This is a genomic window from Cellulomonas sp. NPDC089187 (assembly GCF_040685135.1).
Taxonomy (GTDB): Bacteria; Actinomycetota; Actinomycetes; order Actinomycetales; family Cellulomonadaceae; genus Cellulomonas.
On sequence record NZ_JBFBHI010000001.1, the window covers coordinates 1 to 25,306 of the forward strand.

The following is a 25,306-nucleotide window of genomic DNA, read 5'->3' on the forward strand; positions in this document are numbered from 1 at the left end:
CGATGGTACTGCACTCGCCAGGGTGTGGGAGAGTAGGACGCCGCCGGACACCTTTTGCACGAAAGGCCACCCCACTGGGGTGGCCTTTCGTCGTTCCCGGACCTGACACACACAACACCACCACGGGGTGTACCGGCCCGCTCACGCGCATCGGGTGGACCTCGCTGGTGGGGTCGCGGGTCCGCGGATGAGACGATGACGCGCAGGTGTCTGACGAGGAGATGGACGACGATGAGTGACGCACGCGAGCGATCCGGCGGTTCGACCGGAGGACGGTTCGGCGATGATCGCGCTGCCGGCGCACGGCGCACCCGGGTGGGCCGTCCTGACACCAGCGGCGGGGCACGAGTTCCTCGGGTCGCAGGGAGCCGGAGCCGTGGGCGGGATTCGGGTCCAGCGTCGGCACCCGGGCGCGGTGCCCGTGAACGCGATGAGCAGTTCGGCTCTGGTACGCACGCATCGGGTGACGGCTCCGGCAATCGCGCTGGTGGCGAGGGTCGGTCCTTCGGCGACCGTTCGTTCGGCAAGGGCGCGCGCGCACAGCGTGGTTCCGAGGGACAGGCTCGCGGTCACCGGGCGGACGGCAGCGGAGTTGCTCAGGGGACCGAGGGACGCGGTCGCGGGCGTGATGATCGTGGGTTCGGAGCCCGGGGAGAGGGCGTCTCGCGAGGGCGGGCTGATGATGGTCGGTTCGCTGGTCGGGGTGGTGGGTCGCCTCGTGGCCGGGCGGACGAGCGTGGGTTCGACGGGCGTGACGGTACTGGGCGACGCGGGGGCGGCGACGCGCGTTCGAGGGGCGGCCGGGATGGTGGCCCAGGGACCGATGTTGGACAGCGCGGTGAGCGCCGCGGGTACGGATCGCGGTCGGGTGACTCCCGCGACCGTGATGCGCAGACGCGGACCGACTGGTCGGATGGACGCGACGCCACACGTCGGGGTGACGGCTACCAGGGCGGTGGTCGGGACGGTCAGCGACGTCGTGATGATGACCGTGGACGCGCCGGTGGCGGTGGCGGGCGCTTCGGGGACCGTGCCGGAGGTTTCCGTGGACGCGACAGCGCGGAACGTGGACGAGGGTTCGGGGGGCACTCCGGTGACGGTCGGCCCGAACGCGGCGATGACCGCCCGGGGTCCTTCGGTGGACGGGGCGACGAGCGGCGCGCAGGGTCGACTGGTGCGCGCTTCGGCGGCTCGGGGCGTGATGAGCGCCCGGGTCGTGGCGAACGTCCGCAGTACGGGGATCGTTCCAGTACTGGACAGCGTGCTGCCTCCGGTCAGCGGTCCGGGTATGACCGTTCCGGCTCGGGCGAGCGGGGTCGCTTCGACGGCAGTGCACGACGCCCGTACGGCGAGCGCTCGGGATCGGGGGACCGGCGCTCTGGCACCGGCCGTTCGGGCTCCGGTGAGCGACGTCCCTCCACGGATCGGTTCGGTTCAGGCGCGGGCCGGTCGTACGGGGACGGCTCCGGTGACCGCCGCACGCATCGCGAGCGGCCAGGGTCCGGCCAGGGGCGCTCGTACCCGGATCGCGGTGGACGGTCCGATGAGCGTGGTTCGTCGTCGCGCGATGACCGTGGGTATGGGGCGGATCGTGGGTACGGCGGTCGTGGGCCGGGACGTTTCGGTGACGAGCGTCGTGGGTCGCGGGACGCCGGCCGTGGCTTCGGTGGGGAGCGCCGGGATTCGGGTGACCGCGGTCGTGGGTTCGGCGGTCGTGACAGTGAGCGTGGCCGGTCTCGGGGGTTCGACGGGGATCGTCGGACGTCGCGGCCGCCGCAGTCGGTGCGGGTGCCCGGGCCGGAGCTTCCGGAGGACATCACCTTCAGCATGCTGGACCGGGATGTTCGGTCGCGGCTGCGGACGCTGAGTAAGGACAACGCGGAGATCGTCGGCCTGCACCTGGTGATGACCGCACGGTTGATCGATGAGGACCCGGAGTTGGCCTACGAACATGCCCAGGCGGCGGCGCGTCGAGGCGGTCGGGTGGACGTGGTGCGTGAGGCCGCAGGTCTGGCCGCCTACCGGACCGGACGGTTCGCCGAGGCGTTGCGCGAGCTGCGGACGGTGCGCCGACTGAACGGGTCGTCCGAGCACCTGGCGGTGATGGCGGACTGCGAGCGTGGGCTGGGCCGTCCGGAGCGTGCGATCACCCTGGCGCAGTCGCCGGAGGCGGAGCAGCTGGACGCCACGGGCAAGGTCGAGCTGGCGATGGTGGTCTCGGGTGCGCGCCTGGATCTGGGCGACACCGACGGTGCTCTGGCTGCCCTCTCCGGGTTCCGGATCGGTGGGCACACGTCGCTCGGGGCGCGGGTTGCCGTGGCGAAGGCTGAGGCGCTGCGGGCGGCCGGGCGCTCCACCGAGGCCGAGCAGGCCACGGCTGGTTTCCCTGTGGGCCTGCTCGCACAGGTGTCCGGCGAGGTCGCGGACGAGGACGTGGTGCTCTTCGACCTCGAGGAGGACGAGGAGGCGGCACCGAGCGACGTGGCCGACCCCATCGCGGAGGAATTCGATGTCGACGCGTCCGACATCGAGGATGAGGCCGCGGCCGACGACGAGATCGTGCGGGACGAGCCGTCCGCTGGTGAGGACACGGACACGGAGGACAAGTGAGCGACGCACGACTGATCGGCAGCGACATCCCGCTGGCCGAGCGCTATGACCTGGCCCTGGTTGACCTGGACGGTGTCGCGTACAAGGGGCATGAGCCGATCGCCGGGGCGTCTGCCGGGTTGGCGGGCGCGCGTGCTGCGGGGATGCGGCTGGTGTTCGTCACGAACAACGCCTCGCGGGAGCCGGAGTCGGTGGCCGAGCAGCTGACCGGGCTTGACATCCCGGCGCAAGCGGGTGACGTGATGACGGCGGCGCAGGCGTGCGCGCAGCTGCTCGGCACGCGATTGGCTCCGGGGTCGAAGGTGCTGGTGGTCGGCGGTGCGGGGATGCACACCGCCGTGCGTGAGGCCGGCTTCACCATCGTGGAGTCGGCGGACGACCGACCCGATGCCGTGGCCCAGGGCTTCGCGCCGGAGCTGGGGTGGGCCCAGTTGGCCGAGGCTGCCTACGCGGTGGCTGGTGGTGCCTGGTTCGTGGCCAGCAACCTTGACCTGAGTCTGCCGACCGCGCGCGGCTTCGCACCGGGCAACGGGGCGCTGGTCGGGACGGTCACCGCCGCTACTGGCATCCGGCCGGACAGCGCGGGCAAGCCTGCCTCGACGATGTACGAGCTGGCCGTGGAGCGTCTGGGCGCGTCGAACCCGCTGGTGGTGGGCGACCGTTTGGATACGGATCTGGCCGGGGCACGCTCCGGTGGGTACGCCGGTCTGCATGTCCTCACCGGTGTCTCCACCGGGCGTGATGACGTGCTGGCCGATCCCGGGTTCCGCCCGCATTACATCGCTGCGGATCTGGGTGAGCTGCTGGTGCCGCATCCGACGCCGACGCCGGTCGCCGATGGGTGGTGGCAGGTGCGGGAGTCCGCGGCACGGGTGGTCGACCGCCGCCTGGAACTGCACGGAGTCGAGGGCCGCGACCGGGGAGTGGACCTGATCCGGGCGGCCTGCGCGGCGGCCTGGGAAGCGGTGGACTCCGGTCACGGCCTGGACGTGGACAGTGTGCCCGACCTGCCTGTGGACAACTGAGGCCCGTCCTCGCCGCGCGGGTAGCGTGGGTGGTGGAGAGGAGCACAGATGGACGCGACAGGTGATGAGCGGGTGGACGGTCTGATCGGCCGTCTCGCCGAGGTGACCGAGCTGTCGCCGCGTGAGCAGCTGGATGTGTTCGAGGCGGTGCACGCCGGGTTGCAGGAGCGGCTGGCGGAGGCGGAGGGCTGAGCGCATGCGGGTGGATGCCGTGTTGGTGCGGGACGGGTTGGCCCGGTCGCGTCGGCATGCCACCGAGCTGATCACGGCCGGTCGGGTCGAGGTCGATGGCCGTCCGGTGTTGCGGCCGGCGACCCCCTGCGGCCCGGAGCAACGGGTGCGGGTGATCCCGTCGGCCACTGACGACGACTACGCCTCCCGTGGCGCGTACAAGCTGATCGGTGCGCTGGATGCCTTCGGTGTGGATCCGCGGGGGATGCGCTGCCTCGACGCGGGGGCCAGCACCGGGGGCTTCACCGACGTGTTACTGCGTCGTGGGGCCGCCGCGGTGGTGGCGGTCGATGTCGGTCACGGTCAACTCGTGTCGCGGCTGCGGGACGACCCCCGGGTGGAGGTGCACGAGGGGCTCAACATCCGTGAGCTTGCACCGGGCGACGTCGGTACGCCGCCGGAGCTCGTCGTGGCGGATCTGTCCTTCATCTCCCTGACGCTGGTGTTGCCCGCGCTGGCCCGCGTGGTCGCCCCGGCGGCCGACCTGCTGATGATGGTGAAGCCGCAGTTCGAGGTCGGTCGCGAGCGGCTGGGCTCGGGTGGGGTGGTGCGCAGTCCCGAGCTGCGCACCCAGGCGGTGCTGAGCGTGGGCAGCGCGGCGCAGACGCTGGGTCTGGGGGTACGCGATGTGGTGGCCAGTCCACTGCCCGGCCCCAGCGGGAACGTCGAGTTCTTTCTCCGGTTGCGTGCCGGGGAGTCGTCCGAAGGATGGGAGCAGCGCGTGCAGCAGGTCGTCCAGGGTGTGGAGGTCCGGGCATGACACGTCGGGTGCTGGTGGTGACGCACAGCGGTCGGGCCGAAGCGGTGTCCGCGGAGGAGGAGGCGGTCGCCGCCCTGGAGGCCGCCGGGTTCGAGCCAGTGCTCGCCGGTGACGACATGCCGGGGATGAGCTTCCACGACATCGAGCTCGCGATCATCCTCGGCGGCGACGGCACGATCCTGCGCGCCGCCGAGCTGGCGAGGGCGGCCGGTGTGCCGCTGCTCGGGATCAATCTGGGCCACGTGGGATTCTTGGCCGAGAGCGAGCGGGACGACATCGGGGATGCGGTGCGCAGGGTCGCGGCGGGGGACTACACCGTGGAGGAGCGCACCACGCTCCAGGTGCAGGTGAATCTCCCGGGTGCGCGCGACCCCCTGGTCAACTGGGCGCTCAACGAGGCCGCGTTGGAGAAGGCGGAACCGGCCAAGATGGTCGAGGTCGTGATCGAGGTTGACGACCGGCCGCTGTCCTCCTTCGGCTGTGACGGCGTGGTGCTCGCCACCTCCACCGGCTCCACCGCGCACGCGTTCTCCGCCGGTGGTCCAGTGGTGTGGCCGGAGGTGGACAGCATGATCGTGGTGCCGCTGTCCGCGCACGCACTCTTCGCCCGGCCGCTGGTCGTCGGGCCGCGCAGTGTGGTCGCGGTGGAGGTACTCACCCGGTCACCGTCCCCGGCCGTGCTGGTCTGTGACGGGCGTCGACGGATCGAGGTCCCTGCCGGTTCCCGTGTGGAGGTGCGCCGGTCGCCGGTTCCGGTGCGTTTGGCCCGGCTCACTCCGGCACCGTTCACGGACCGGCTGGTGAAGAAGTTCGACCTGCCGGTGGTGGGGTGGCGGGGGCGTTCACCTGAGTTGGACGGGATGCGGAATCGACGGGGTGCTGTGGCGGACGTCGGCGGGAACGACGACGGTGCCGGGCCTGATGCCGGGTAGCGACAGACGACCGACCGGCACACCGACGCAACCGTCGGGGGCGCGGGATGTCCGGCAGAATCGACGCGACCGCCCGTGAGGGCAGTGACGAGACGACGAGGGCGAGAGTGTTCGACGAGATCACGATCAGCGACCTGGGTGTGATCGGCGAGGCCCGGATCCAGCTGCACCCGGGCCTCACGGTGCTCACCGGGGAGACCGGCGCGGGCAAGACGATGGTGTTGACCGCCCTGAACCTGCTGCTCGGTGGCAAGGCCGACCCGGCGACGGTGCGGATCGGTGCGGAGTCTGCTGTCGTCGAGGGACGCGTGATTGTGCCGGCTGACTCCGCGGTGGCGTCCCGCGCGCAGGAGGCCGGGGCGGTGCTGGATGATGACGGCAGCCTGCTGCTGGTGCGGACGGTGGGGGCGGGCACTGACGGGACGCCGGGTCGTTCGCGGGCGTACCTGGGCGGACGGTCGGTGCCGCAGGCGGTGCTGGCCGAGCTGGCCGACGGGTTGATCACCGTGCACGGCCAGATGGACCAGACCCGGCTGCGCTCGGCCGCGCACCAGCGCGACGCGCTCGACGCCTATGCGGGTCAGGCACACGGCGAGTTGCTCGACGAGTACCGGCAGGCCTGGGCGGAACGAGCTCGGGTCCAGGCGGAGATCGACGACCTCCGTTCGCGTCGGCAGGAGATGGCCCGGGAGGCCGAACTTCTGCGTCTGGGGCTGGCCGAGGTGGAGCGGATCGATCCCCAGCCCGGGGAGGACGTGGCGCTGGCGGCGGAGATCGAACGGCTGTCGCATGCCGAGGATCTGCGGGTGGCGGCGGCTGGGGCGCACCAGATCCTGATGGGCGAGGAGGATGCCACCACCGATGTCTCGGCGACAGGTGCGGTGGAGCAGGCTCGACGGCTGTTGGAGTCCGGCGGCGAGCATGACGCGCAGCTGGCGCAGCTGCGGGACCGGGTGGCCGAGGCCGGGTACCTGTTGGCGGATGCGGCGACGGAGCTGTCGTCCTACCTGCAGGACCTGCAGGCCGATCCCGCTCGGTTGGATCAGGCGCTCAGCCGCCGCGCCGACCTGGTGGGGCTGACCCGCAGCTACGGCGAGGACATTGAGGCGGTGCTGCGTTGGTCGTCCGAGAGCGCGACTCGGTTGCTGGCCATCGACGGCGGTGACGACCACCTGGCCGCACTGGCTGAGCAGCGTGACGGACTGGATCGGCGGTTGGCCGAGCTGGCGGCGTCCCTCGGGGCGGCGCGACGGGAGGCGGCTGGGCGTCTGGCCGCGACCGTGACCGAGGAGCTGGCCGGGTTGGCGATGGCCGGTGCGGTGGTGGAGGTCCGGGTCGAGGACGCGGGCGAGCTCGGACCGCACGGTGGAGATTCGGTGGAGATGCTCTTGGTGCCGCACCCCGGGGCACCGGCGCGTCCACTGGGCAAGGGTGCCTCCGGCGGGGAGCTGTCCCGGGTGATGCTGGCCCTGGAGGTGGCACTGGCCACGTCACCGGATCAGGGCGATGACCGGCCGGGGACCTTCGTCTTCGACGAGGTGGATGCGGGTGTTGGTGGTCGGGCCGCGACGGAGGTGGGTCGGCGGCTGTCTGCGCTGGCCACAGGCGCGCAGGTGCTGGTCGTCACACACCTCGCCCAGGTCGCGGCGTTCGCCGATCGGCACCTGGTGGTGACCAAATCGCGGGGCGGCGCGGACGGCGAGCAGGACGTCATCACCGCCTCGGATGTGCGCGAGGTCGACGGCGAGGACCGCATCGGAGAACTGGCGCGGATGCTCTCCGGCGACGACTCGCCCGCGGCGCGCGCACACGCAGCAGAGCTGTTGGTGCAACGAAACATGGCACGATGAACAGCGATGAAACTCCTGCCCTCGCGCCGACGCTCCGCTGCGGCCCGCGCGGGTGAGCTCGTCGGACCCGCCCGGGTCGATCCACGGACGAAGGCGCTGACCAAGCGTCTGCGTCCGGGCGACATCGCCGTGATCGACCACGTCGACATCGACCGGGTGGCCGCTGACTCACTCGTTGCTGCGCAACCCGCCGCGGTGCTCAATGCTGCCCGCTCCACCTCTGGCCGCTACCCGAACCTCGGACCGGGAATCCTGGTCGAGGCCGGAATCCCGCTGATTGACGACCTGGGACCGGACATCATGACCGCCCGCGAGGGTCGGGATCTGCGGATCGTGGACGGCAAGGTCTACGACGCCGACACCCTGCTTGCCGAGGGCGTGGTCCAGACCGAGCAGACGGTGGCCGCCGACCAGGAGGAGGCCCGCGCCGGGCTGTCCACCCAACTGGAGTCCTTCGCGGCGAACACCATGGACTACCTGCGTCGGGAGCGCGATCTGCTGCTCGACGGTGTGGGGGTGCCGGACATCACCACCGAGATCGAGGGCCGTCAGGTCCTGATCGTGGTGCGCGGGTACCACTACAAGGAAGACCTGGTGACGCTGCGGTCCTACATCCGTGAGTACCGCCCGGTGCTGATCGGTGTAGACGGTGGCGCGGACGCGATCCTCGAGGCCGGGTGGACTCCGGACATGATCGTCGGCGACATGGACTCGGTCTCCGATCGCGCATTGCAGTGCGGGGCGGAGATCGTGGTGCATGCCTACCGGGACGGTCGGGCACCGGGGTTGAGCCGGGTCGATCAGCTCGGGGTGCCGCACATCGTCTTCCCCGCGACCGGCACCAGCGAGGACATCGCGATGCTGCTCTCTGACGACAAGGGCGCTGAGCTGATCGTGGCGGTCGGCACCCACGCGACCCTGGTGGAGTTCCTGGACAAGGGCCGTGCGGGAATGGCGAGCACCTTCCTGACCCGGTTGCGGGTCGGCGGGAAGCTGGTCGACGCCAAGGGTGTGTCCCGGCTCTACCGGAACCGGATCTCCAATGTGCAGCTCACGCTGTTGGTGCTGGCCGGGTTGCTGGCCCTCGGGGTCGCCCTGGCCTCCACCACTGCCGGTCAGACCTTGATCGGACTGCTCGGCGCGCGCTGGGACGATGTGGCGCGCTGGTTCGGCTCCCTGTTCGGAGGCTCCTCGTGACCGGCTCCGCGCTGTGCGCCCCCGACTCTGTTCCCTGCTACCGAGAGCCCTCGCTGTGATCGACTTCCGTTACCACCTCGTCTCGCTGATCTCGGTGTTCCTGGCGCTGGCCGTGGGCATCGTGCTTGGTGCCGGCCCGCTCCGGGAGAGCATCGGCAACACGCTCACCGGGCAGGTCGACCAGCTCCGCGAGGAGAAGGACGCTCTGCGCACTGACCTTGACGCGGCCAAAGCCGCCACGACGGCAGCCACCGACTACATCGCCGCCGCCGGACCGCAGCTGGTCGACGGCACGTTGGCCGGTCGGAACGTCGCGGTGATCGCGATGGGCGAGGTCGACGCCGAGGCGCAGCAGGCCGTCGAGGACCAGTTGACCGCCGGGGGCGCGACGGTCAGCGCGCAGGTGACGTTGACCCCGTCCTGGTCGTCGACCGATCTGCGCAGCTTCCGCCAGGCGCTGGTGGCGAACCTCACCACCTACCTGAACCCCCAGCCGGAGTCCGGCACCGGGGCGGACACCGCCCTGTCCGAGGCCTTGATCCAGGCGTTGACCGGCGCGGACCCCGCGGACCCCACCAAGGTCAGCTCGGACGCCACCACGCTGATCAAGCTGCTCAGTACCGGTGATGACCCGCTGATCGAGTTGGCGGCGGACCTCAGCGTCCCGGCCGACGACGTGTTGCTGCTCACCGATAACCTGCTGGCCACCTCGACCACCACCGAGGAATCGGATGAGGACCAGGTGCAGGCCACCCAGGATTCGCTGTCTGCGCTGGTGCGGGTCGGGGCGGCCCGCGCGGCCGGTGCGGTGGTCGCCGGTGGCACAGTCGCCGATGACAGCCTGATCGGCGCGATCCTGGCCGACCAGGAGCTCGCGGACGCGGTCAGCACGGTCAATGGTGCTGAGGGGATCGCCGGGCAGGTGTCGGTGCCGCTGGCACTGAACGCCGACGCCGGTGGCACCGTCGGACACTACGGCGTCGGTGACGGGCTCACGCTGATCCCGACCACGACGACGCTGCCCGCCGTCGACCGGAACCCGGTCGCGGACCCCAACGCGGCTGACCCGAATGCGGGTGACCCCGCCGCCGGTGGTGCCGAGGGATGACCGGGGTGCTGCGACGGTTGATCGCCGCGACCACGGCCCGGGTCACCACCACGGTGGTCCGGGGGTTGCTGGACGATGAGCCGCCCGGTGGTCCGCGGATCTGGGAGCGCACTAATCATCGCGGTGAGCCGGTCAGTCTGCTGGGCGGCCCGTCGGTGGCGGCGGGGGTGCTGGCCGGGGGACTGGTCGGCGCGCCGAGCGTGCGGGACGGGGCTGCGCTGACGGTCGCGACGATCAGCGGGACCGGCTTCGGCCTGGTGGACGATCTGACCGAGGACCGCTCCGGCGAGGTCGCTAAGGGGCTGCGCGGTCATCTGGGCGCGCTGGCCAAGGGCGAGCTGACCACCGGTGGACTCAAAGTGCTGGGCATCGGCGCGGGTGCGCTGGTGGCTGCCGCTCTGAGCCGCCCGCAGGGCCCTCGGCCCACCGGACGAGCCGGACGGGTGGCGCTGCGGCTGGCAGAGATCGGGATGGACGGTGCGTTGATCGCCGCCAGTGCCAACCTGGTCAATCTGCTGGATCTGCGACCCGGTCGGGCGCTGAAGGCCACCGGCATCACCGCCGCGCCGGCCGCGCTGCTGGGTGGACCGGGTTCCGGGCCCGCCGCGGCAGTGCTGGGTGCCGTGGTCGCTGAGCTGCCGGACGACCTGGCCGAGCGCGACATGCTGGGCGATTCCGGGGCGAACGGTCTGGGCGCGGCCTTGGGCACCATCGCGGTGCAGCAGCTGCCCCGGCGGGGTCGTCTGGCCGTGCTCGCTGGTGTGGTGGGGCTGACGTTGGCCTCGGAGAAGGTGTCCTTCACTCAGGTGATCGCCCGCACCCCGGTGCTGCGCGAGATCGACGCCTGGGGTCGCCGCCCCGCCGCTGAGCCGAGTGCGCAGCGGACCGCGGAGCCGACCGACGACGGGTCGCCCCTGACGTGAGCCGTCGCCGCCTGCTGTCGGGGCTGGCCGGTGCCGCGGCGCTGATCGCGGCGGTGACCGTGGTGAGCCGCCTGCTGGGGTTCGTCCGCAGCCTGGTGTTCGCCAGTGCGGTGGGCGTCACCGGGATCGGTAATGCCTACAACGCGGCCAACACCATCCCGAATGTGCTGTTCGAGGTGGCTGCCGGTGGTGCGCTGACCGGTGCGCTGATCCCGGTGCTGGCGGCACCGCTGGCCCGGGGGATGCGTGCGGACGTGTCGCGGATCTCCTCCGCGATGCTGACCTGGGCGCTGTCCGGCCTGGTGTTGATCGGTGGGCTGTTGGCGCTGCTCGCCCGACCGGTGGCGGAGCTGACGGCGGCGAATAGCGACCCGGAGCTGGTGGTCTTCTTCTTGCGGGTGTTCGCGGTGCAGATCCCGCTGTACGGCCTGGCGGTGGTGCTCTCCGGGGTGTTGCAGGCGCAGAAGCGGTTCTTCTGGCCGGCGTTCGTTCCGGTGCTGTCCAGCCTGGTGGTGATCGCGACCTACGCGGGCTACGGCTGGCTGCTACGTCGCGAGGGCCTGCCGGTGACGCTGGAGCCGGGGGAGCTTCCGTCCGGGGCGGTGGAGTTGCTCGCCTGGGGGACCACAGCCGGGGTGTTGGCGATGGGTCTGCCGCTGCTGGTGCCGGTGCTGCGGTCGGGGGTGCGACTGCGCCCATCTTTCCGCTTCCCGCCCGGAGTCGGCAGTCGCGCCCGGAGCTTGGCGTTGGCCGGGGTCGGCGGGTTGGTGGCGCAGCAACTGTCCATGCTGGCGGTGCTCAAGCTGACCGACGCCTATGGCAGCACGGGCACGCTGGTGGCCTGGCAGACCCTGATCTACCCGGTGTACCTGCTGCCTTATGCGGTGTTGGCGGTGCCGTTGGCGACCAGCACCTTCCCCCGACTGGCCGAGCGTGCGAGCCGTCCGGACCGACAGGGCTTCGGGCGATTGACGGCGGTGACCACCCGTGGCGTGCTCACCGCCAGCACGGTGGGTGCGGTGGCGCTGATCGCGGCAGCGCCCGCGGTGACCACGGTCTTCGGGCGGATCGGCAACGGCGACGCGGACCTGCTCGGTGCGCTGAGCGGCCCGCTGGCGTTGACCGCACCGGGTCTGCTCGGCTTCGGGCTGATCTTCCATGTCTCCCGGGCGCTCTATGCGCTGGAGCAGGGGCGATCGGCAGTGATCGGGGCCAGCGTCGGCTGGGCGGTGGTGATCGCTGCCTCGTGGATCGGCTGCGCGGCGCTGGTCGGGTCCGGACAGGATGGGCCGGCCACGCTGCGGTCGCTGGCGGTGGGCAACACGGTCGGCATGCTGACTGCCGGGGTCGTGCTGCTGGTGTTGCTGCGTCGGGCGGCCGGAGCCGAGGCGGTGCAGGGGATCGCGCGGTCGACGGCGGTGCTGGTGGCCGCGGGTGCGGCCGGTTCAGTGCTAGGTCGTCTGGTGGTGGACGCTGGGCAGTCGATGCTCGGCGGAGTGGGCGGTGCGGTGCTGGCGGCGGTGGCTGGTGCACTGGTCGGGGCAGCGGTGCTGGTGGCCGGGGTGTGGGTGACTGACCGGTCGGCGATCACCGGTCTGCTCCGCCGCGGACGGACGGTGGAGGAATGATCATGCGCGTCGTGCAGGTGTTGGGATCGAGTGCGGGCGGGGTGGCCCGGCATGTGGCGCAGGTGACCGCGGAGTTGACCGCGGCAGGGGAGCAGGTGCTGGTCGCCGGTCCGTCGTCGGTGCGCTCCACCGTCCTGGGTGACGGGGGCCGGTTCGTGCCGGTGGAGATCGCCGACCGTCCGCATGCCTCGGACCTGGTGGCGATCCGTGAGCTGGCCCGGGCAGCCCGGGATGCCGATGTGGTGCACGCCCACGGGCTGCGTGCGGGGGCGCTGACCGTGCTGGCGGTGCGGCGGCGCACCCGGGTGGTCGTGACGCTGCACAACCTGCCGGTGGGTGGCCGAGCGATTCGGACTGTCTCCGCCGTGCTCGGTCGAGTGGTGGCCCGGGGTGCGGATGTGGTGTTGGGCGTCTCCGGTGACCTGGTGGCGCTGGCCCGGTCGCAGGGTGCCCGGCGTGCCGAACGTGCCCTGGTGCCCGCCCCGGCCCGTCGTGAACCGGGACAGACCCCCGCGCAGACCCGTGCGGAGCTCGGACTGGCCGCGGACACGCCGCTGGCGGTCACCGTGGCACGGTTGGCCCCGCAGAAGGGCCTGGACACCCTGGTGCGGGCGGCGTCCGGAGTCACGGTGCCGGGGTTCGTCTGGCTGCTGGCCGGGGACGGCCCGTTGGAGTCCGAGGTGCGCGCCCAGGCCGAGTCATCGGGTGCGCCGGTGCGGGTGCTGGGCCGTCGCGAGGACGTGCCGGAGCTGATCGCCGCCGCGGATGTGGTGGTGTCGACGGCGGTGTGGGAGGGCCAGCCGCTGGCGGTGCAGGAGGCGCTGGGCCTCGGCGCGGCGGTGGTCGCCACCGATGCGGGCGGCACCCGGGAGGTCACCGAGGACGCCGCCGTGCTGGTGCCGGTGGGGGACGACGACGCGCTGGCGACGGCGATCCGCGACGTGCTGACCGACCATGACCAGCGGGAACGACTGCGCGCCGCGGCCCGTGATCGTGTCGCACAGCTGCCCACACCGGCCGACGTTCTGACCCAGCTGCGCTCGATCTACCGGGTGTGACGCAGAGGTCCTGGGTGAACGGCGCTGCGTGCGATAGGGTTGAACCCCGTGGCAGAGCGCGCAAATCGACTCTCCGGGCGGTCGGAATCCGGGACCCGGCACATTTTCGTCACGGGAGGCGTCGCCTCCTCACTGGGCAAGGGCTTGACGGCCAGCAGCCTCGGCCGGTTGCTCCGGTCGCGGGGCCTGCGGGTCACGATGCAGAAGCTCGACCCCTACCTCAATGTCGACCCCGGGACGATGAACCCGTTCCAGCACGGTGAGGTCTTCGTCACCGAGGACGGCGCGGAGACCGACCTGGACGTCGGTCACTACGAGCGATTCCTGGACGTGAACCTGGTCGGCTCGGCCAACGTCACCACCGGTCAGGTCTACTCGCATGTGATCGCCAAGGAGCGTCGCGGGGAGTACCTGGGCGACACGGTGCAGGTCATCCCGCACATCACCGACGAGATCAAGTCGCGGATGCGGTCGCAGGCCGCCGATGACGTGGACGTGATCATCACCGAGATCGGTGGCACCGTCGGCGACATCGAGTCCCAGCCCTTCCTCGAGGCTGCCCGTCAGGTGCGGCACGAGCTCGGCCGGGACAATGTGTTCTTCCTGCACGTGTCGCTGGTGCCGTACATCGGCCCCTCCGGTGAGCTGAAGACCAAGCCCACCCAGCACTCGGTGGCGGCGCTGCGCAGCATCGGCATCCAGCCGGACGCGATCGTGCTGCGCTCCGACCGCGACCTGCCCGCCTCGATCAAGTCGAAGATCGCGCTGATGTGCGACGTCGACACCCAGGGCGTCATCTCCTGCAAGGACGCGCCGAGCATCTACGACATCCCGAAGGTGCTGCACGCCGAGGGCCTGGACGCCTACGTCGTGCAGCGGCTCGGTCTGCCGTTCCGCGATGTGGAGTGGGCCGGCTGGGAGGACCTGCTGGGTCGGGTGCACGGGGCGACGGACACGGTGGAGATCGGTCTGGTCGGGAAGTACATCGACCTGCCGGACGCCTACCTCTCGGTGACCGAGGCGCTGCGCGCCGGGGGCTTCCACCACCGGGTCAAGGTCAAGATCCGTTGGGTGCCCTCGGATGACTGCCAGACCCCGGAGGGCGCGCAGGCCGCGCTCGGCGGTGTGGACGCGGTGCTGGTGCCCGGCGGCTTCGGCGTGCGCGGCATCGAGGGCAAGCTCGGCGCGCTGCGCTGGTCCCGGGAGAACGGTGTGCCGACCCTGGGCATCTGCCTGGGCCTGCAGTGCATGGTGATCGAGTACGCCCGCAATGTGCTGGGCCTGCCCGGCGCATCCAGCTCGGAGTTCGACGACAACCCGACCGACCCGGTGGTCGCCACCATGGCCGAGCAGTTGGCCATTGTCGGTGGCGACGGCGACCTGGGCGGCACCATGCGGCTGGGTGCCTACGACGCGGTGTTGAACGAGGACTCCGTGGTCGCCGAGGCCTATGGCACCACCCGGGTCTCCGAGCGGCACCGGCACCGGTACGAGGTGAACAACTCCTACCGCGACCAGCTGGAGGCGGCTGGTCTGGTCATCTCCGGCACCTCGCCGGACTCCTCGCTGGTGGAGTTCGTCGAGCTGCCGCGCGAGACGCACCCGTACTACGTCTCGACCCAAGCGCACCCGGAGTTCAAGTCCCGCCCGACCGACGCGCACCCGCTGTTCGCTGGTCTGGTCAGTGCCGCGCTCAAGGCTCGGGGCTGAGATGACTGTCGACGGCCCGCGTCCGGACCCCACCGATCACCCGGCTCCTCGCCCGGTGCTGGAGCATGAGCTGCTGCACCACGGGAAGATCTGGGATCTGGTGTCCGAGCGGGTCGACCTGGGGGAGTCCCAGGTGGTCCGGGAGTTCCTGGACCACCCGGGCGCGGTGGCGATCATCGCGCTGGACCAGCAGGAGCGGGTGCTGCTGCTGCGACAGTACCGGCACCCGGTGCGACACGAGCTCTGGGAGCCACCGGCCGGGCTGCTCGACGTCGAAGGTGAGCCGCCAGTGCGTGCCGCGGCACGGGAGTTGGCCGAGGAGGCTGATTTGCGTGCCGGTCGCTGGGATCTGCTGACCGAGTTCTTCACCAGCCCCGGTGGGTCGGATGAGCGGATCGCGGTCTATCTGGCCCGCGATCTGTCACCGGTTCCGGAGGCGGAGCGTTTCACCCGGGAAGACGAGGAGGCCGGGATGGTGCCGTTCTGGGTCTCGTTGGATGACGCGGTGGATGCGGTGCTGACCGGGCGATTGAGCAGCCCGTCGGCGACGGTCGGGATTCTGGCGGCTGCGGCTGCTCGGGATCGGGGATGGATGACGCTGCGCGAGGCGTGAGCGTGTGAGGCCATACACGGGGCCCCGGGGAACTCTCCCCGGGGCCCTGTTCCATGTCCGCCCGACGGAGGTCCCCTGCACCCTTCGGCGTCTGACGGTGCGGCACCCCGGGTGAATTCGCAGCTCAGCGCCATGCGCCCCGACACCTCGGGCGACAAGGGCGATTAAAGTCTATTGATATAGATTTGGCGAATGCGCGCAGCGAGGTTTGACGGCGATTCTTTTCGTGTGCCATCCTCCCCGCATGGCAACGTTGCCGGAGCCCCGGAACCAGAGCGAGGACACCGTCGTGTCCACCGCCGAGAGCGTCGACGCCTCGCGCTCGCCGCGGACAAAGGTGACGATTTCCGACGTTGCCCGGATGGCCGGGGTGTCAATGTCGACGGCCTCCCGTGTCATTCGTGGTGCTTCCTCCGTATCCCCGCGGACCAGGGAACGCGTCATGAATGCGGTGGAGGTCACCGGGTATACCGCTGACCCCTTCGCTCGGACCCTGCGCAGCAGCGGAAACCTGGGCGTCGTCGCGGTGGTCGTGCCGGATATCGGGGACCCGTACTTCGCGCAGCTGTACTCCCACCTCCAGGAATTCGCGCTGGCCCGCGGTGAGGGCATTTTGTTGGGCAGTCACCTCGAGGACTACGCCGCCCAGACCGACGTCCTGGCTCAGCTCGCCGTGTATCGGCCAGCCGCCGTCGTGCTGGTGCCCGCGCCCGGGACCACACCGCGCGATGTCGAGCAGTTGCAGGCCCAGGGCATCGGCGTGGTGGTCGTGGACCGCCCGGTCGGCGGCGTCGTCGTGGACTGCGTGCTGGCCGAGAACGAGGTCGGCGCGGAGGCCCTGGTGACCAGCACGGTCGGACCGGAAGACCGGGTCGCGGTCGCGATGCTGCCGCGCCAGATCTGGACTCAGGAGCGCCGGCTCGATGCGGTGACCACCGCCCTCGGGCGGCGCGGACTCCAGCCCGTTGCCGTGGTGGAAGAGACCGCCGCTCTGGCGCAGACCAGCGGGAAGTTCAGCCGAATCCTGGAGCAGGAGCCGACGGTGGTCATCTCGCTGTCCCTGACCTCGGCTATGGGGGTGCTGCGCCAACAGTCGGAGCTCGGCGGGCCGTCGATGCGGATCGCCGCCTTCGACACCCACCCGTGGTTCGACCTCATCACCACCGAGGTCACCACGGCCTCCCAGAACCCCCGCCAGGTCGCGTCGACGATCGATGGCCTGGTGGTGCGCCGACGCGCCGAGGCCGCGGCCCCGGCCCAGACCTCGGTGCTGCCCTTCGCGCTCGGGGTCAACCGTGCCGCCCAACTCCGTGGTGCCGAGGGCGGCGCGGGCTGACCTGCCCCTGAGCCAGAACACAGCCCGGTGACCCGCCGGGCTGACCAGACCAACCCCCTTTCACACCGCAACGCACAACCAAGAAGGAACACACCATGCGCAAGAGTCGAATCATCGTGGCTTCGCTGACCGCATTGTCCGTCGTGGGGCTCGCCGCCTGTAGCTCGGGCGACGACAGCTCATCGGGCGGGTCGGGCTCGGGTGAGATCCGGGTGGGGGCGAGCCTGCTCACCCAGACCCACCCGTTCTACGTGGCCATGAAGGAGGCCATGGAGGACGAGGCCACCAACCAGGACATCGACCTGACCGTGTCCATCGCTGACCAGGACCTGAACCGGCAGATCTCCCAGGTGGAGGACTTCGTCAACCAGGACGTCGATGTGATCGTGCTGTCCCCGGTCGACTCCGAGGGCGTCGCCGGTGCGATCAAGAAGGCCGACGCGGCCGGCATCCCGGTGATCACCGTGGACATCGCCGCCAACGGCGTCGATGTCGCCTCGCACATCGCCACCGACAACGTGACCGGCGGGATGATCGCCGCCGAGGCGCTCTCCCAGTTCCTGGACGGCACCGGTGAAGTCGGTCTGATCACCTACCCGGAGATCCAGTCGGTGGTGGACCGGATCGACGGCTTCAAGACCGTCGCCGAGCAGTACCCCGGCATTGAGATCGTCAAGGAGGTCCCCGGTCGGGACCGTGCCGAGGCGAAGGCTGCCGCGGAGGACATGCTCACCGCGCAGCCCGAGCTGGCCGGGATCTTCGGCTTCGGAGACGACATGGCCCTGGCGGCCGCGCAGGCCACCGCGTCGGCCAAGTCCGACGCCGTGGTGGTCGGGTTCGACGGGATGGAAGAGGCCATCGCGGGAGTCGACTCCGACAGTGCCTTCCAGGCCGTCGTGACCCAGCACCCGGACGAGATGGGTGTCAAGGCGATGGAGGCCGCTGCGGATCTGGCAGCCGGTGAGGACGTCGAGAAGCTCATCCCGATCACCCCGGGCCTGTACGTGCACGGCAAGGGCGAGGTCGAGGTCACGGTCAACGGCGACAAGGTCGAGGTCGACGTCAAGTGACCACTTCTGGACACCGCGTGGGCGCCGGGTCGACCGGCGCCCACGCCCAGACAGGGAGGTGGCGGCGGTGACCGAGCTGTTGCGGACGACGCAGATCACCAAAGCGTTCCCCGGCGTCGTCGCGTTGGATGGCGTCGACCTCACGGTCAACTCCGGTGAAGTCCTCGCCCTGCTGGGTGAGAACGGGGCCGGCAAGTCGACCCTGATGAAGATCCTCGCAGGGGTGCAGCCGCCGGACAGCGGCAGCATCCACGTCGACGGCACCGAGGTCACCATCAATGACCCGCTGATGTCCAAGAAGCTGGGCATCGGCATCGTCTTCCAGGAGCTGAGCCTGGCGGACAACATGACGGTCGCGGAGAACATCTTCGCGTTGAACGAGCCGATGCGTGGGCCGTTCGTGGACAGCCGGGCGATGTACCGCCAGGCCCAGGAGCTGCTCGACCGGCTGGGCTTCGACGTCGACCCGCGTGCCATGGTCGGTGACCTGTCGGTGTCCTCGCAGCAGCTGGTGGAGATCGCCAAGGTTCTGCGCGCGCAGCCGCGAGTGCTGATCCTGGACGAGCCCACCTCGACGCTGACCGAACGCGAGGTCCAGGCCCTGTTCGCCGTGGTGAACCGGGTCAAGGCCGAGGGCACCGGCGTGGTCTACATCTCGCACAAGATGGACGAGATCCACGCGCTGTGCGACCGGGCGACGGTGCTGCGCGACGGGGCGGTGGTCGGTGGTGCCAAGCTGGCCGACACCACCGTCGACGAGCTGGTCAAGATGATGGTCGGTCGGCCGTTGGAACAGTCCTTCCCGCCGCAACGGCCGGTGGATGCCGACGCACCGACGGTGCTGGAGCTGAACGGCTTCACCCGGGCGGGTCGGTTCGAGGACATCGACCTGACCGTGCGCGCGGGCGAGATCGTCGGGATCTACGGTCTGGTCGGCGCGGGCCGCACCGAGCTGGCGCACGGCATCTTCGGGGTAACCCCCGCGACCTCGGGCACCATGCGGCTGCACGGCACCGAACTGCGGATCGGCAGTCCGTCCGAGGCAGTGGCCCACGGCATCGCCTACGCCACCGAGGACCGCAAGAGCGAGGGGCTGGTGTTGGACGCCTCGGTGGCGCACAACACCACGATGGCCAATCTGGGGGCGATCTCCCGGGCGCTGGGGTTTCTGTCCTTCCGGCAGGAGAAGGACATCACCCGCGCCGCCGTCGAGTCGTTCCGGGTCAAGACCCCGACGATCACCCATGCCGTGGGCACTCTGTCCGGCGGTAACCAGCAGAAAATCGTTCTGGCCAAATGGCTCGAGACAGCACCCAAGGTGCTGTTGCTCGATGAGCCGACGCGCGGGATCGACGTCGGTGCCAAATATGAGATCTACCTGCTCATGCAGAAGCTGGCGGAGCAGGGTGTCGCCATCGTCATGATCTCCTCAGAATTGCCTGAGGTGCTCGGTATGGCGCACCGGGTCCTGGTCATGAACGACCACCGAATCATTGCCGAGGTCGACCCGGCCAGCAGTGACGCAGAATCCATCATGTCCCACATCACCGGAGGATCGCAGTGAGTTTCTCAGTGCGTCAGATCACGGGCAACAACCTGGTCCGTACGTATGGCGGGACGTTGGCCGCCCTGGTGGGGCTGATGGTGTTGTTCAGCTTCACCAATGACTATTTCTTCAATGCCCGAAACCTCGGGAACATCCTGCTGCAGATGACCGTGGTCGCGCTGCTCGCCTACGGGATGACCTACGTCCTGATGCTGGGGGAGATCGACCTGTCGGTCGGCTCCATCGTCGCGGTCTCCGGCGTGAGTCTGGGCTTGATGCTCCAAGCGGGCTGGAACCCGTGGCTGGCGATCGTGGTGACCATGGCGGTCGGCATCGCCTGCGGGTTCGTCAACGGCTGGTTGTCGGCCTATCTGAAGATCCCGACGTTCATCGTCACCGTCGCCACCATGGGGATCTTCCGCGGTGTGGGCCAGGCGTTGACCAATGCCAAGGCCGTGTCGGTGGATGAGCCGACTGTGGAGTGGCTGGGCACCGGAGAGATCGCCGGGATCGGCGTGCCGATCATCATCATGCTCATCGTGCTGCTGGTGATGAACACCGTGCTGACCCGCACCAAATTCGGTCGCCAAGCAGTTCTCACCGGTGGGAACCGCGACGCCGCCCGGTTCGCCGGGATCAAGGTGCAGCGGCTGCAAGTCAAGGTCTTCATCATCATCGGCGCCTGCGCTGCGCTGGCCGGCATCCTGCTGACCTCCCGGCAGTACTCGGCCCAGCCGAATGCCGCGGACGGCTACGAGCTGGACGCCATCGCGGCAGCCGTGCTCGGTGGGACCAGCCTGAACGGCGGACGCGGCACCGTGTTCGGCACGTTCATCGGTGCACTGATCATCGCCGTGGTCAACAACGGCATGAACCTGATGGGCGTTGAGTCCTACCTGCAGAAGATCGTCAAGGGCGTGATCATCATCCTCGCCGTGTGGGTGGATGTGCGGTCCAAGCGTCCGGGTAAGGCGAACTGACCGTGGTGCGATTGCTCTGTGCGGGCGAGGTGCTCGCGGAGATGGTCGCCCAGCAGGTCGATCAGGATCCTCTGGCGGTTGGCCAGTGGGACGGGCCGTTCCCCTCCGGTGCCCCGGCGATCTTCGCCGACCAGGCCGCACTGTGCGGGGCCGAGGTCGCGGTGCTGGGGCGCGTCGGGGATGACGACTTCGGTCGAGTCTGTCTGAACCGGCTGCGGCAGGACGGCGTGGACGTCTCGGCGATCACGGTCGACCCGGAGCGGTCGACCGGGGTGGCGTTCGTCCGCTACCGCTCGGATGGTTCGCGGTCCTTCCTGTTTCACGTGGCCGACGCCGCGGCCGGTGCCTTCACGGTGCCGGACCCGCGGGCGGCGGTCGCCGGGATGGACTGCCTGCACCTCATGGGCAGCAGCGCGTTCAGTGCTCAGGCGGTGACCCATCTGGGTCGACTGTTCGACGCGGCACGGGCGGCAGGCGTGCGGGTGAGCGTGGACCCCAATGTGCGGGTCGAGATGCTCACCGATCCGGCACACCGGGCCGAACTGCGCCGATGGACCGAAGGCGCCCAGTACGTGTTGGCCAGCGAGGGCGAACTTGAGGCCCTGTTCGATGGCCGGGACCGGGACGCCTGCGTCGCCGAGCTCCTGGCCGGGGCCGCCGAACTGGTGGTGATCAAGCAGGGGTCGCGCGGAGCGCTGCTGCACAGCCGGGACGGCGCGGTGATCCGCGTGCCCGGGATCAGCGTGGTGGAGGTCGACGCGACCGGTGCCGGCGACTGCTTCGGCGGCACCTTCCTGTCCCTGGTCCTGCAGGGGTACCAGCCGGCTGAGGCGGTCCGGCTGGCGAATATCGCCGGGGGGCTATCCGTGACCGCACGTGGCCCGATGTCGGGCAATCGCCCACTCGCGGAGCTGGTCGCGGTGCACAACCAACAAGGAGAAGACGATGCGTGACGCATTGCGCGAGGTCCTGGCCCGGAACAAGGCGGGGGAGGGCGCGGGCATCTACTCGGTCTGCTCGGCGCACCCGCTGGTGATCGAGGCCGCCGCGCTGCAGGTGCTGGCGGACGGTGGCGACCTGTTGGTCGAGGCCACCTCCAATCAGGTGGACCAGTTCGGCGGGTACACGGGGATGACACCCGCGCAGTTCCGCGAGTTCGTGTACACCATCACGGACGCGGCCGGTCTGGACCGTGACCGCGTGATCCTGGGCGGGGACCACCTCGGCCCGAACCGGTGGTCCGGTCAGGACGCCGCCACGGCGATGGACCACGCCGAGGATCTGGTGCGCGCCTATGTCGCTGCCGGCTACACCAAGATCCACCTGGACTGCTCGATGTCCTGTGCGGATGACCCCACCCCGCTGACCGATGCCATCGTCGCCGAGCGCGCGGCCCGTCTGATGCGGGTAGCCCAGGAGGCTGAGCTGTCCGATGCGGTGCCGGTGTCCTATGTGATCGGCACCGAGGTGCCGGTGCCCGGCGGTGCGCACGAGACGCTGGGTGAGCTGACGCCGACCTCGCCGGAGGCGGCCCGGGAGACGATCCGCGCTCACCAGGAGGCCTTCGCCGCTCATGGGGTGTCTGAGGCCTGGAACCAGGTGGTGGCGATGGTGGTGCAGCCCGGGGTCGAGTTCGACCACGTGCAGGTGGTCGACTACCGCCCCGAGCGCACCGGTGGCTTGCAGCAGGTGATCGCCGACCAGTCCCTGGTGTTCGAGGCGCACTCCACCGACTACCAGACCGAGGAGCGGCTGCGGGCCCTGGTGGTCGACCACTGGGCGATCCTCAAGGTCGGGCCCGGTCTGACATTCGCGTTGCGTGAGGCGTTGTTCGCCCTGGCCGCCATCGAGGATGAGCTGCTGCCGGTCGCGGATCGTTCCGGTCTGCGCGCGGTGATCGAGCAGGTCATGCTCGACGACCCGACGTATTGGCAGTCCTACTACGAGGGCGACCCCGACGAGCAGGCGCTGGCCCGCAAGTACTCCTACTCCGACCGGATCCGGTACTACCTGCCCAACCCCCGGATCGTGGCGGCCATCGACGCGATGTTCGCCGGTCTGGACCGGGTGGGCATTCCCGAGCCGCTCATCGGCCAATACCTGCCCGACCAGTTCTGGCGGGTACGGGACGGCATCCTGGCTCCTCGGGCCAAGGACCTCGCGGTGGACCGGGTGCGTGACGTGTTGCGCCTGTACTCCGCCGCCTGTGCGGTGGCCTGACATGCCGGCTGTCAGCAGCACCGAGTTGCTGGCCAGTGCCACCGCCGCGGGGACGGCGGTCGGTGCCTTCAACGTCATCCACCTGGAGACGGCCGAGGCCCTGATCGCCGCCGCGGAGTCGACCGACCTGCCGGTGATCGTGCAGATCTCGCAGAACTGCGTCGACTACCACGGCGGCCTCGAACCGATCGCCCGCGCGACCCTGGCCCTGGCCGAGAGCGCTCGAGTACCGGTGGTCGTCCACCTGGATCACGCCGAACGGGTCGACCTGGCCCTGGCCGCGGTGGATCTGGGCTTCGGCTCGGTGATGTTCGACGGGGCGACCCGGCCCTTCGAGGAGAACGTGGCCGAGACCCGCCGGGTGGTGGAGTACGCCCACGCTCGTGGTGTGGTGGTCGAGGCCGAACTCGGTGCCATCGGAGGCAAGGGTGGTGCGCATACCCCGGGCGTGCGCACCGACCCCGCTGAAGCGGCACAGTTCGTCGCGGCGACCGGCGTGGACTCCCTCGCGGTCGCGGTCGGTAGCTCCCATGCCATGACCCGGCGTGATGCGGTGCTGGACGTGGACCTGATCGCTCGCCTGCGGGCGGCAGTCCCGGTCCCGCTGGTCCTGCACGGGTCATCCGGGGTCGCCGACGCCGGCCTCGTGGCGGCGATCGGCGCCGGGATCGCCAAGGTCAACGTGTCCACCCATCTGAACGTCGGATTCACCGGCGCGGTGCGGGACCATCTGGACCGCGACCCCGATGTGGTGGATTCACGGCGCTATGTCGCCGCCGGTCGGGACGCGGTCCAGACGGAGGCCGCACGGCTGCTGGCACTGTTCGCCGGTCGGTAACGCCTCACCCGAACGGGCCCCGGGCAACTCCCGGGGCCCGTTCGTGCGTCCGGTGGCCGGCGCGGGCCGACGTCACAGGCGAGGAACTCCCGGACGAGGTGATCGGGGAGTCGGACGAGCGCCGGTCAACGTCGGACGCGGAAGCTCATCAGGTACCGCGTGGACCCGGCGGTGAGCAGCCCGGCCGCGGCCATGTGCAGCAGCACCAGCACGATCGGCAGGTCGGTGGCGACCTGGACATAGCCGATGATCCCCTGGAGCACGACCAGGGCGACCATGGTCCAGCCGAGTCGGGGGACCGGCTGCGGAGCGCGGCGGTTGAGCACCAGCAGCGCGATCAGTACCGCGACGAACGCCCAGACCGCGGCGGCGTGCAGCCGGGCCATCAGCAGGGGGTCGATGGCGAAGCGGTAGCCGACCTCCTCGTCGCCGGAGTGCGGGCCTGCGCCGGTGGTGATCGCGCCCAGGGCCAGGACGACGGCCAGCAGCACGCCGAACAGCGGGGCCAGTCGTCGCGATGCGGTCGGGACCACCGGGGTGGGTCGGCCATCGCCCTCGGCGGAGCGGTCGAGCAGGATCGCGGAGGTGGCCACCAGCAGCATCGACACCAGCAGGTGTGTGCTGACCCAGGCGGGGTGCAGGTCGAAGAGCACGGTCACGCCGCCGATCACCGCCTGGAGCACCACCCCGAGCAGCGGGGCGAGCCCGAGCCAGCGGTAGGAGCGGACCCGGCCGCGGTCGGTGAGGACCAGCACGGCGACCAGGATCGCGATCACCCCGAGCACGCCGGTGAGCGTCCGGTTCCCGAACTCGATGTACGGGTGGATCGTCGTCGCCTCGTGGAACTTCGGCGTGAAGTGCCCGGGCTCGCACTGCGGCCAGGTGGAGCAGCCGAGTCCGGAGCCGGTCAGTCGCACCGCGCCGCCGGTGACCACGATGGCGATCTGCGCGATCAGGTTGGCGATCAGCACGGGACGGGTCAGGCGGGTGCGCCAGACGTCGAGGGTGCGGGGGGCGTCGGCGGCGGTGTCGACCTCGGTACGGCTCACCGGTCCAGGGTACGAGGCGGGTGCGGGGCTTCGGGACGGTTCGGGCGAGGAGTTGGTCACGTCCCGCTCAGCGCAGCGGCATGAGCTCTCGGACCAGGCGATCCGGGGTGGCGGTGAAGACATGCGGGTCCACCGGTGTGTCCGGGTCCGGCCAGTGCACATTCACCGTGTGCAGGTGGTACCGCCACTCGCCGCCGCTGCCGCAGGGCGATGCGCCGAGCCGGTAGTTCGCCTGCCATCGCAGCCACTGGCCCGGGTCGAGCCGAACGGTCGGGTGCGCCGGAGCACTCGTCGACCGTCGGCGGAACGTCGGTTGGAACCGCACCGCGAGACGGTTGCCGTCGATGATCAGACCCAGGTCGCCGGGATCCACCAGCGAGGGGCGGGGTGTCCCGGGCTCGAAGTCGTCGGCCTCGTCGAATCCGACCGCGTGCAGTCGCACCCGGGGTCTGGGGCCACGCTCGGGCAGGTCATGCGGATCGGGCAGCCGCAAGCCGAGCGGGGTGGCGTTCCTGCGGGTGGCACCCGGTGCACCGCGGCTGGCGACGGTCCACTCGGTGACCAGCCACTGCACGATCGGTGTCATCCGACCACAGTAAAACGATCCGTCGTCTCGGGACGC

The 25,306-nt window shown here is 70.3% G+C and carries 22 protein-coding genes; 20 read left to right on the forward strand and 2 right to left on the reverse strand.

Going from position 1 to position 25,306, the window contains the following annotated elements; genetic code table 11:
- Positions 1-1,788: 1,788 nt before the first annotated feature.
- The 20 genes from AB0N78_RS00005 (at position 1,789) to AB0N78_RS00100 (ending at position 23,635) form a co-directional block, all read left to right on the forward strand.
- Positions 1,789-2,610 carry a hypothetical protein gene (locus AB0N78_RS00005; protein WP_363384110.1) on the forward strand — a complete coding sequence of 274 codons (822 nt, stop codon included), beginning with the start codon at positions 1,789-1,791 and terminating at the stop codon, positions 2,608-2,610.
- Positions 2,607-3,635: an HAD-IIA family hydrolase gene (locus AB0N78_RS00010; protein WP_363384113.1), complete on the forward strand. Its 1,029-nt coding sequence runs from the start codon at positions 2,607-2,609 to the stop codon at positions 3,633-3,635. The genes AB0N78_RS00005 and AB0N78_RS00010 overlap by 4 nt, the downstream gene beginning before the upstream one ends.
- 48 nt (positions 3,636-3,683) lie before the next feature.
- Positions 3,684-3,827 (forward strand): hypothetical protein, encoded by a 144-nt coding sequence (locus AB0N78_RS00015; protein ID WP_363384116.1) that lies wholly within the window; start codon positions 3,684-3,686, stop codon positions 3,825-3,827.
- 4 nt (positions 3,828-3,831) lie between these two features.
- Complete coding sequence (locus AB0N78_RS00020) at positions 3,832-4,626, forward strand: TlyA family RNA methyltransferase (protein ID WP_363384118.1); 795 nt, start codon at positions 3,832-3,834, stop codon at positions 4,624-4,626.
- The gene (locus tag AB0N78_RS00025) at positions 4,623-5,558 is read left to right on the forward strand and encodes an NAD kinase (protein WP_363384121.1); all 936 of its coding nucleotides are present in this window, start codon (positions 4,623-4,625) and stop codon (positions 5,556-5,558) included. The genes AB0N78_RS00020 and AB0N78_RS00025 overlap by 4 nt, the downstream gene beginning before the upstream one ends.
- Positions 5,559-5,665: 107 nt before the next feature.
- A complete protein-coding gene (gene recN, locus AB0N78_RS00030; protein ID WP_363384124.1) occupies positions 5,666-7,408 on the forward strand; it encodes a DNA repair protein RecN in 1,743 nt (580 codons plus the stop codon).
- Between the two features lie 6 nt (positions 7,409-7,414).
- Positions 7,415-8,605 carry a putative cytokinetic ring protein SteA gene (gene steA, locus AB0N78_RS00035; protein ID WP_363384126.1) on the forward strand — a complete coding sequence of 397 codons (1,191 nt, stop codon included), beginning with the start codon at positions 7,415-7,417 and terminating at the stop codon, positions 8,603-8,605.
- Positions 8,606-8,660: 55 nt separating this feature from the next.
- Positions 8,661-9,713 (forward strand): copper transporter, encoded by a 1,053-nt coding sequence (locus tag AB0N78_RS00040; protein WP_363384128.1) that lies wholly within the window; start codon positions 8,661-8,663, stop codon positions 9,711-9,713.
- Complete coding sequence (locus AB0N78_RS00045) at positions 9,710-10,636, forward strand: hypothetical protein (RefSeq protein ID WP_363384131.1); 927 nt, start codon at positions 9,710-9,712, stop codon at positions 10,634-10,636. Before AB0N78_RS00040 ends, AB0N78_RS00045 begins: the two co-directional genes overlap by 4 nt.
- The gene (locus tag AB0N78_RS00050) at positions 10,633-12,264 is read left to right on the forward strand and encodes a lipid II flippase MurJ (protein ID WP_363384134.1); all 1,632 of its coding nucleotides are present in this window, start codon (positions 10,633-10,635) and stop codon (positions 12,262-12,264) included. The genes AB0N78_RS00045 and AB0N78_RS00050 overlap by 4 nt, the downstream gene beginning before the upstream one ends.
- Before the next feature lie 2 nt (positions 12,265-12,266).
- Positions 12,267-13,322 carry a glycosyltransferase family 4 protein gene (locus AB0N78_RS00055; protein WP_363384137.1) on the forward strand — a complete coding sequence of 352 codons (1,056 nt, stop codon included), beginning with the start codon at positions 12,267-12,269 and terminating at the stop codon, positions 13,320-13,322.
- Between the two features lie 48 nt (positions 13,323-13,370).
- A complete protein-coding gene (locus tag AB0N78_RS00060; protein ID WP_363384140.1) occupies positions 13,371-15,032 on the forward strand; it encodes a CTP synthase in 1,662 nt (553 codons plus the stop codon).
- Between the two features lies 1 nt (position 15,033).
- Positions 15,034-15,645 carry an NUDIX hydrolase gene (locus AB0N78_RS00065; RefSeq protein ID WP_363384143.1) on the forward strand — a complete coding sequence of 204 codons (612 nt, stop codon included), beginning with the start codon at positions 15,034-15,036 and terminating at the stop codon, positions 15,643-15,645.
- A 244-nt stretch (positions 15,646-15,889) separates the two neighbouring features.
- Positions 15,890-16,981, forward strand: a complete 1,092-nt coding sequence (locus AB0N78_RS00070; protein ID WP_363384146.1) for a LacI family DNA-binding transcriptional regulator — start codon at positions 15,890-15,892, stop codon at positions 16,979-16,981.
- Positions 16,982-17,076: 95 nt separating this feature from the next.
- Entirely contained in the window at positions 17,077-18,051 is a 975-nt protein-coding gene (locus tag AB0N78_RS00075) for a substrate-binding domain-containing protein (RefSeq protein ID WP_363384149.1), read from the forward strand.
- 67 nt (positions 18,052-18,118) lie between these two features.
- Positions 18,119-19,615 (forward strand): sugar ABC transporter ATP-binding protein, encoded by a 1,497-nt coding sequence (locus AB0N78_RS00080; protein ID WP_363384152.1) that lies wholly within the window; start codon positions 18,119-18,121, stop codon positions 19,613-19,615.
- Between the two features lie 8 nt (positions 19,616-19,623).
- Positions 19,624-20,577 carry an ABC transporter permease gene (locus AB0N78_RS00085; protein ID WP_363384155.1) on the forward strand — a complete coding sequence of 318 codons (954 nt, stop codon included), beginning with the start codon at positions 19,624-19,626 and terminating at the stop codon, positions 20,575-20,577.
- Positions 20,578-20,579: 2 nt separating this feature from the next.
- Positions 20,580-21,530 (forward strand): sugar kinase, encoded by a 951-nt coding sequence (locus AB0N78_RS00090; RefSeq protein WP_363384158.1) that lies wholly within the window; start codon positions 20,580-20,582, stop codon positions 21,528-21,530.
- A complete protein-coding gene (locus AB0N78_RS00095; protein WP_363384161.1) occupies positions 21,523-22,797 on the forward strand; it encodes a D-tagatose-bisphosphate aldolase, class II, non-catalytic subunit in 1,275 nt (424 codons plus the stop codon). Before AB0N78_RS00090 ends, AB0N78_RS00095 begins: the two co-directional genes overlap by 8 nt.
- Before the next feature lies 1 nt (position 22,798).
- Entirely contained in the window at positions 22,799-23,635 is an 837-nt protein-coding gene (locus AB0N78_RS00100) for a class II fructose-bisphosphate aldolase (protein ID WP_363384164.1), read from the forward strand.
- Between the two features lie 125 nt (positions 23,636-23,760).
- Here the strand turns inward: AB0N78_RS00100 and AB0N78_RS00105 are convergent, their stop codons facing one another.
- Together AB0N78_RS00105 and AB0N78_RS00110 are read right to left on the reverse strand one after the other, a co-directional pair.
- Positions 23,761-24,684: a COX15/CtaA family protein gene (locus tag AB0N78_RS00105; RefSeq protein ID WP_363384167.1), complete on the reverse strand. Its 924-nt coding sequence runs from the start codon at positions 24,682-24,684 to the stop codon at positions 23,761-23,763.
- 67 nt (positions 24,685-24,751) lie between these two features.
- The gene (locus tag AB0N78_RS00110) at positions 24,752-25,270 is read right to left on the reverse strand and encodes a hypothetical protein (RefSeq protein ID WP_363384170.1); all 519 of its coding nucleotides are present in this window, start codon (positions 25,268-25,270) and stop codon (positions 24,752-24,754) included.
- Between the last annotated feature and the right edge of the window lie 36 nt (positions 25,271-25,306).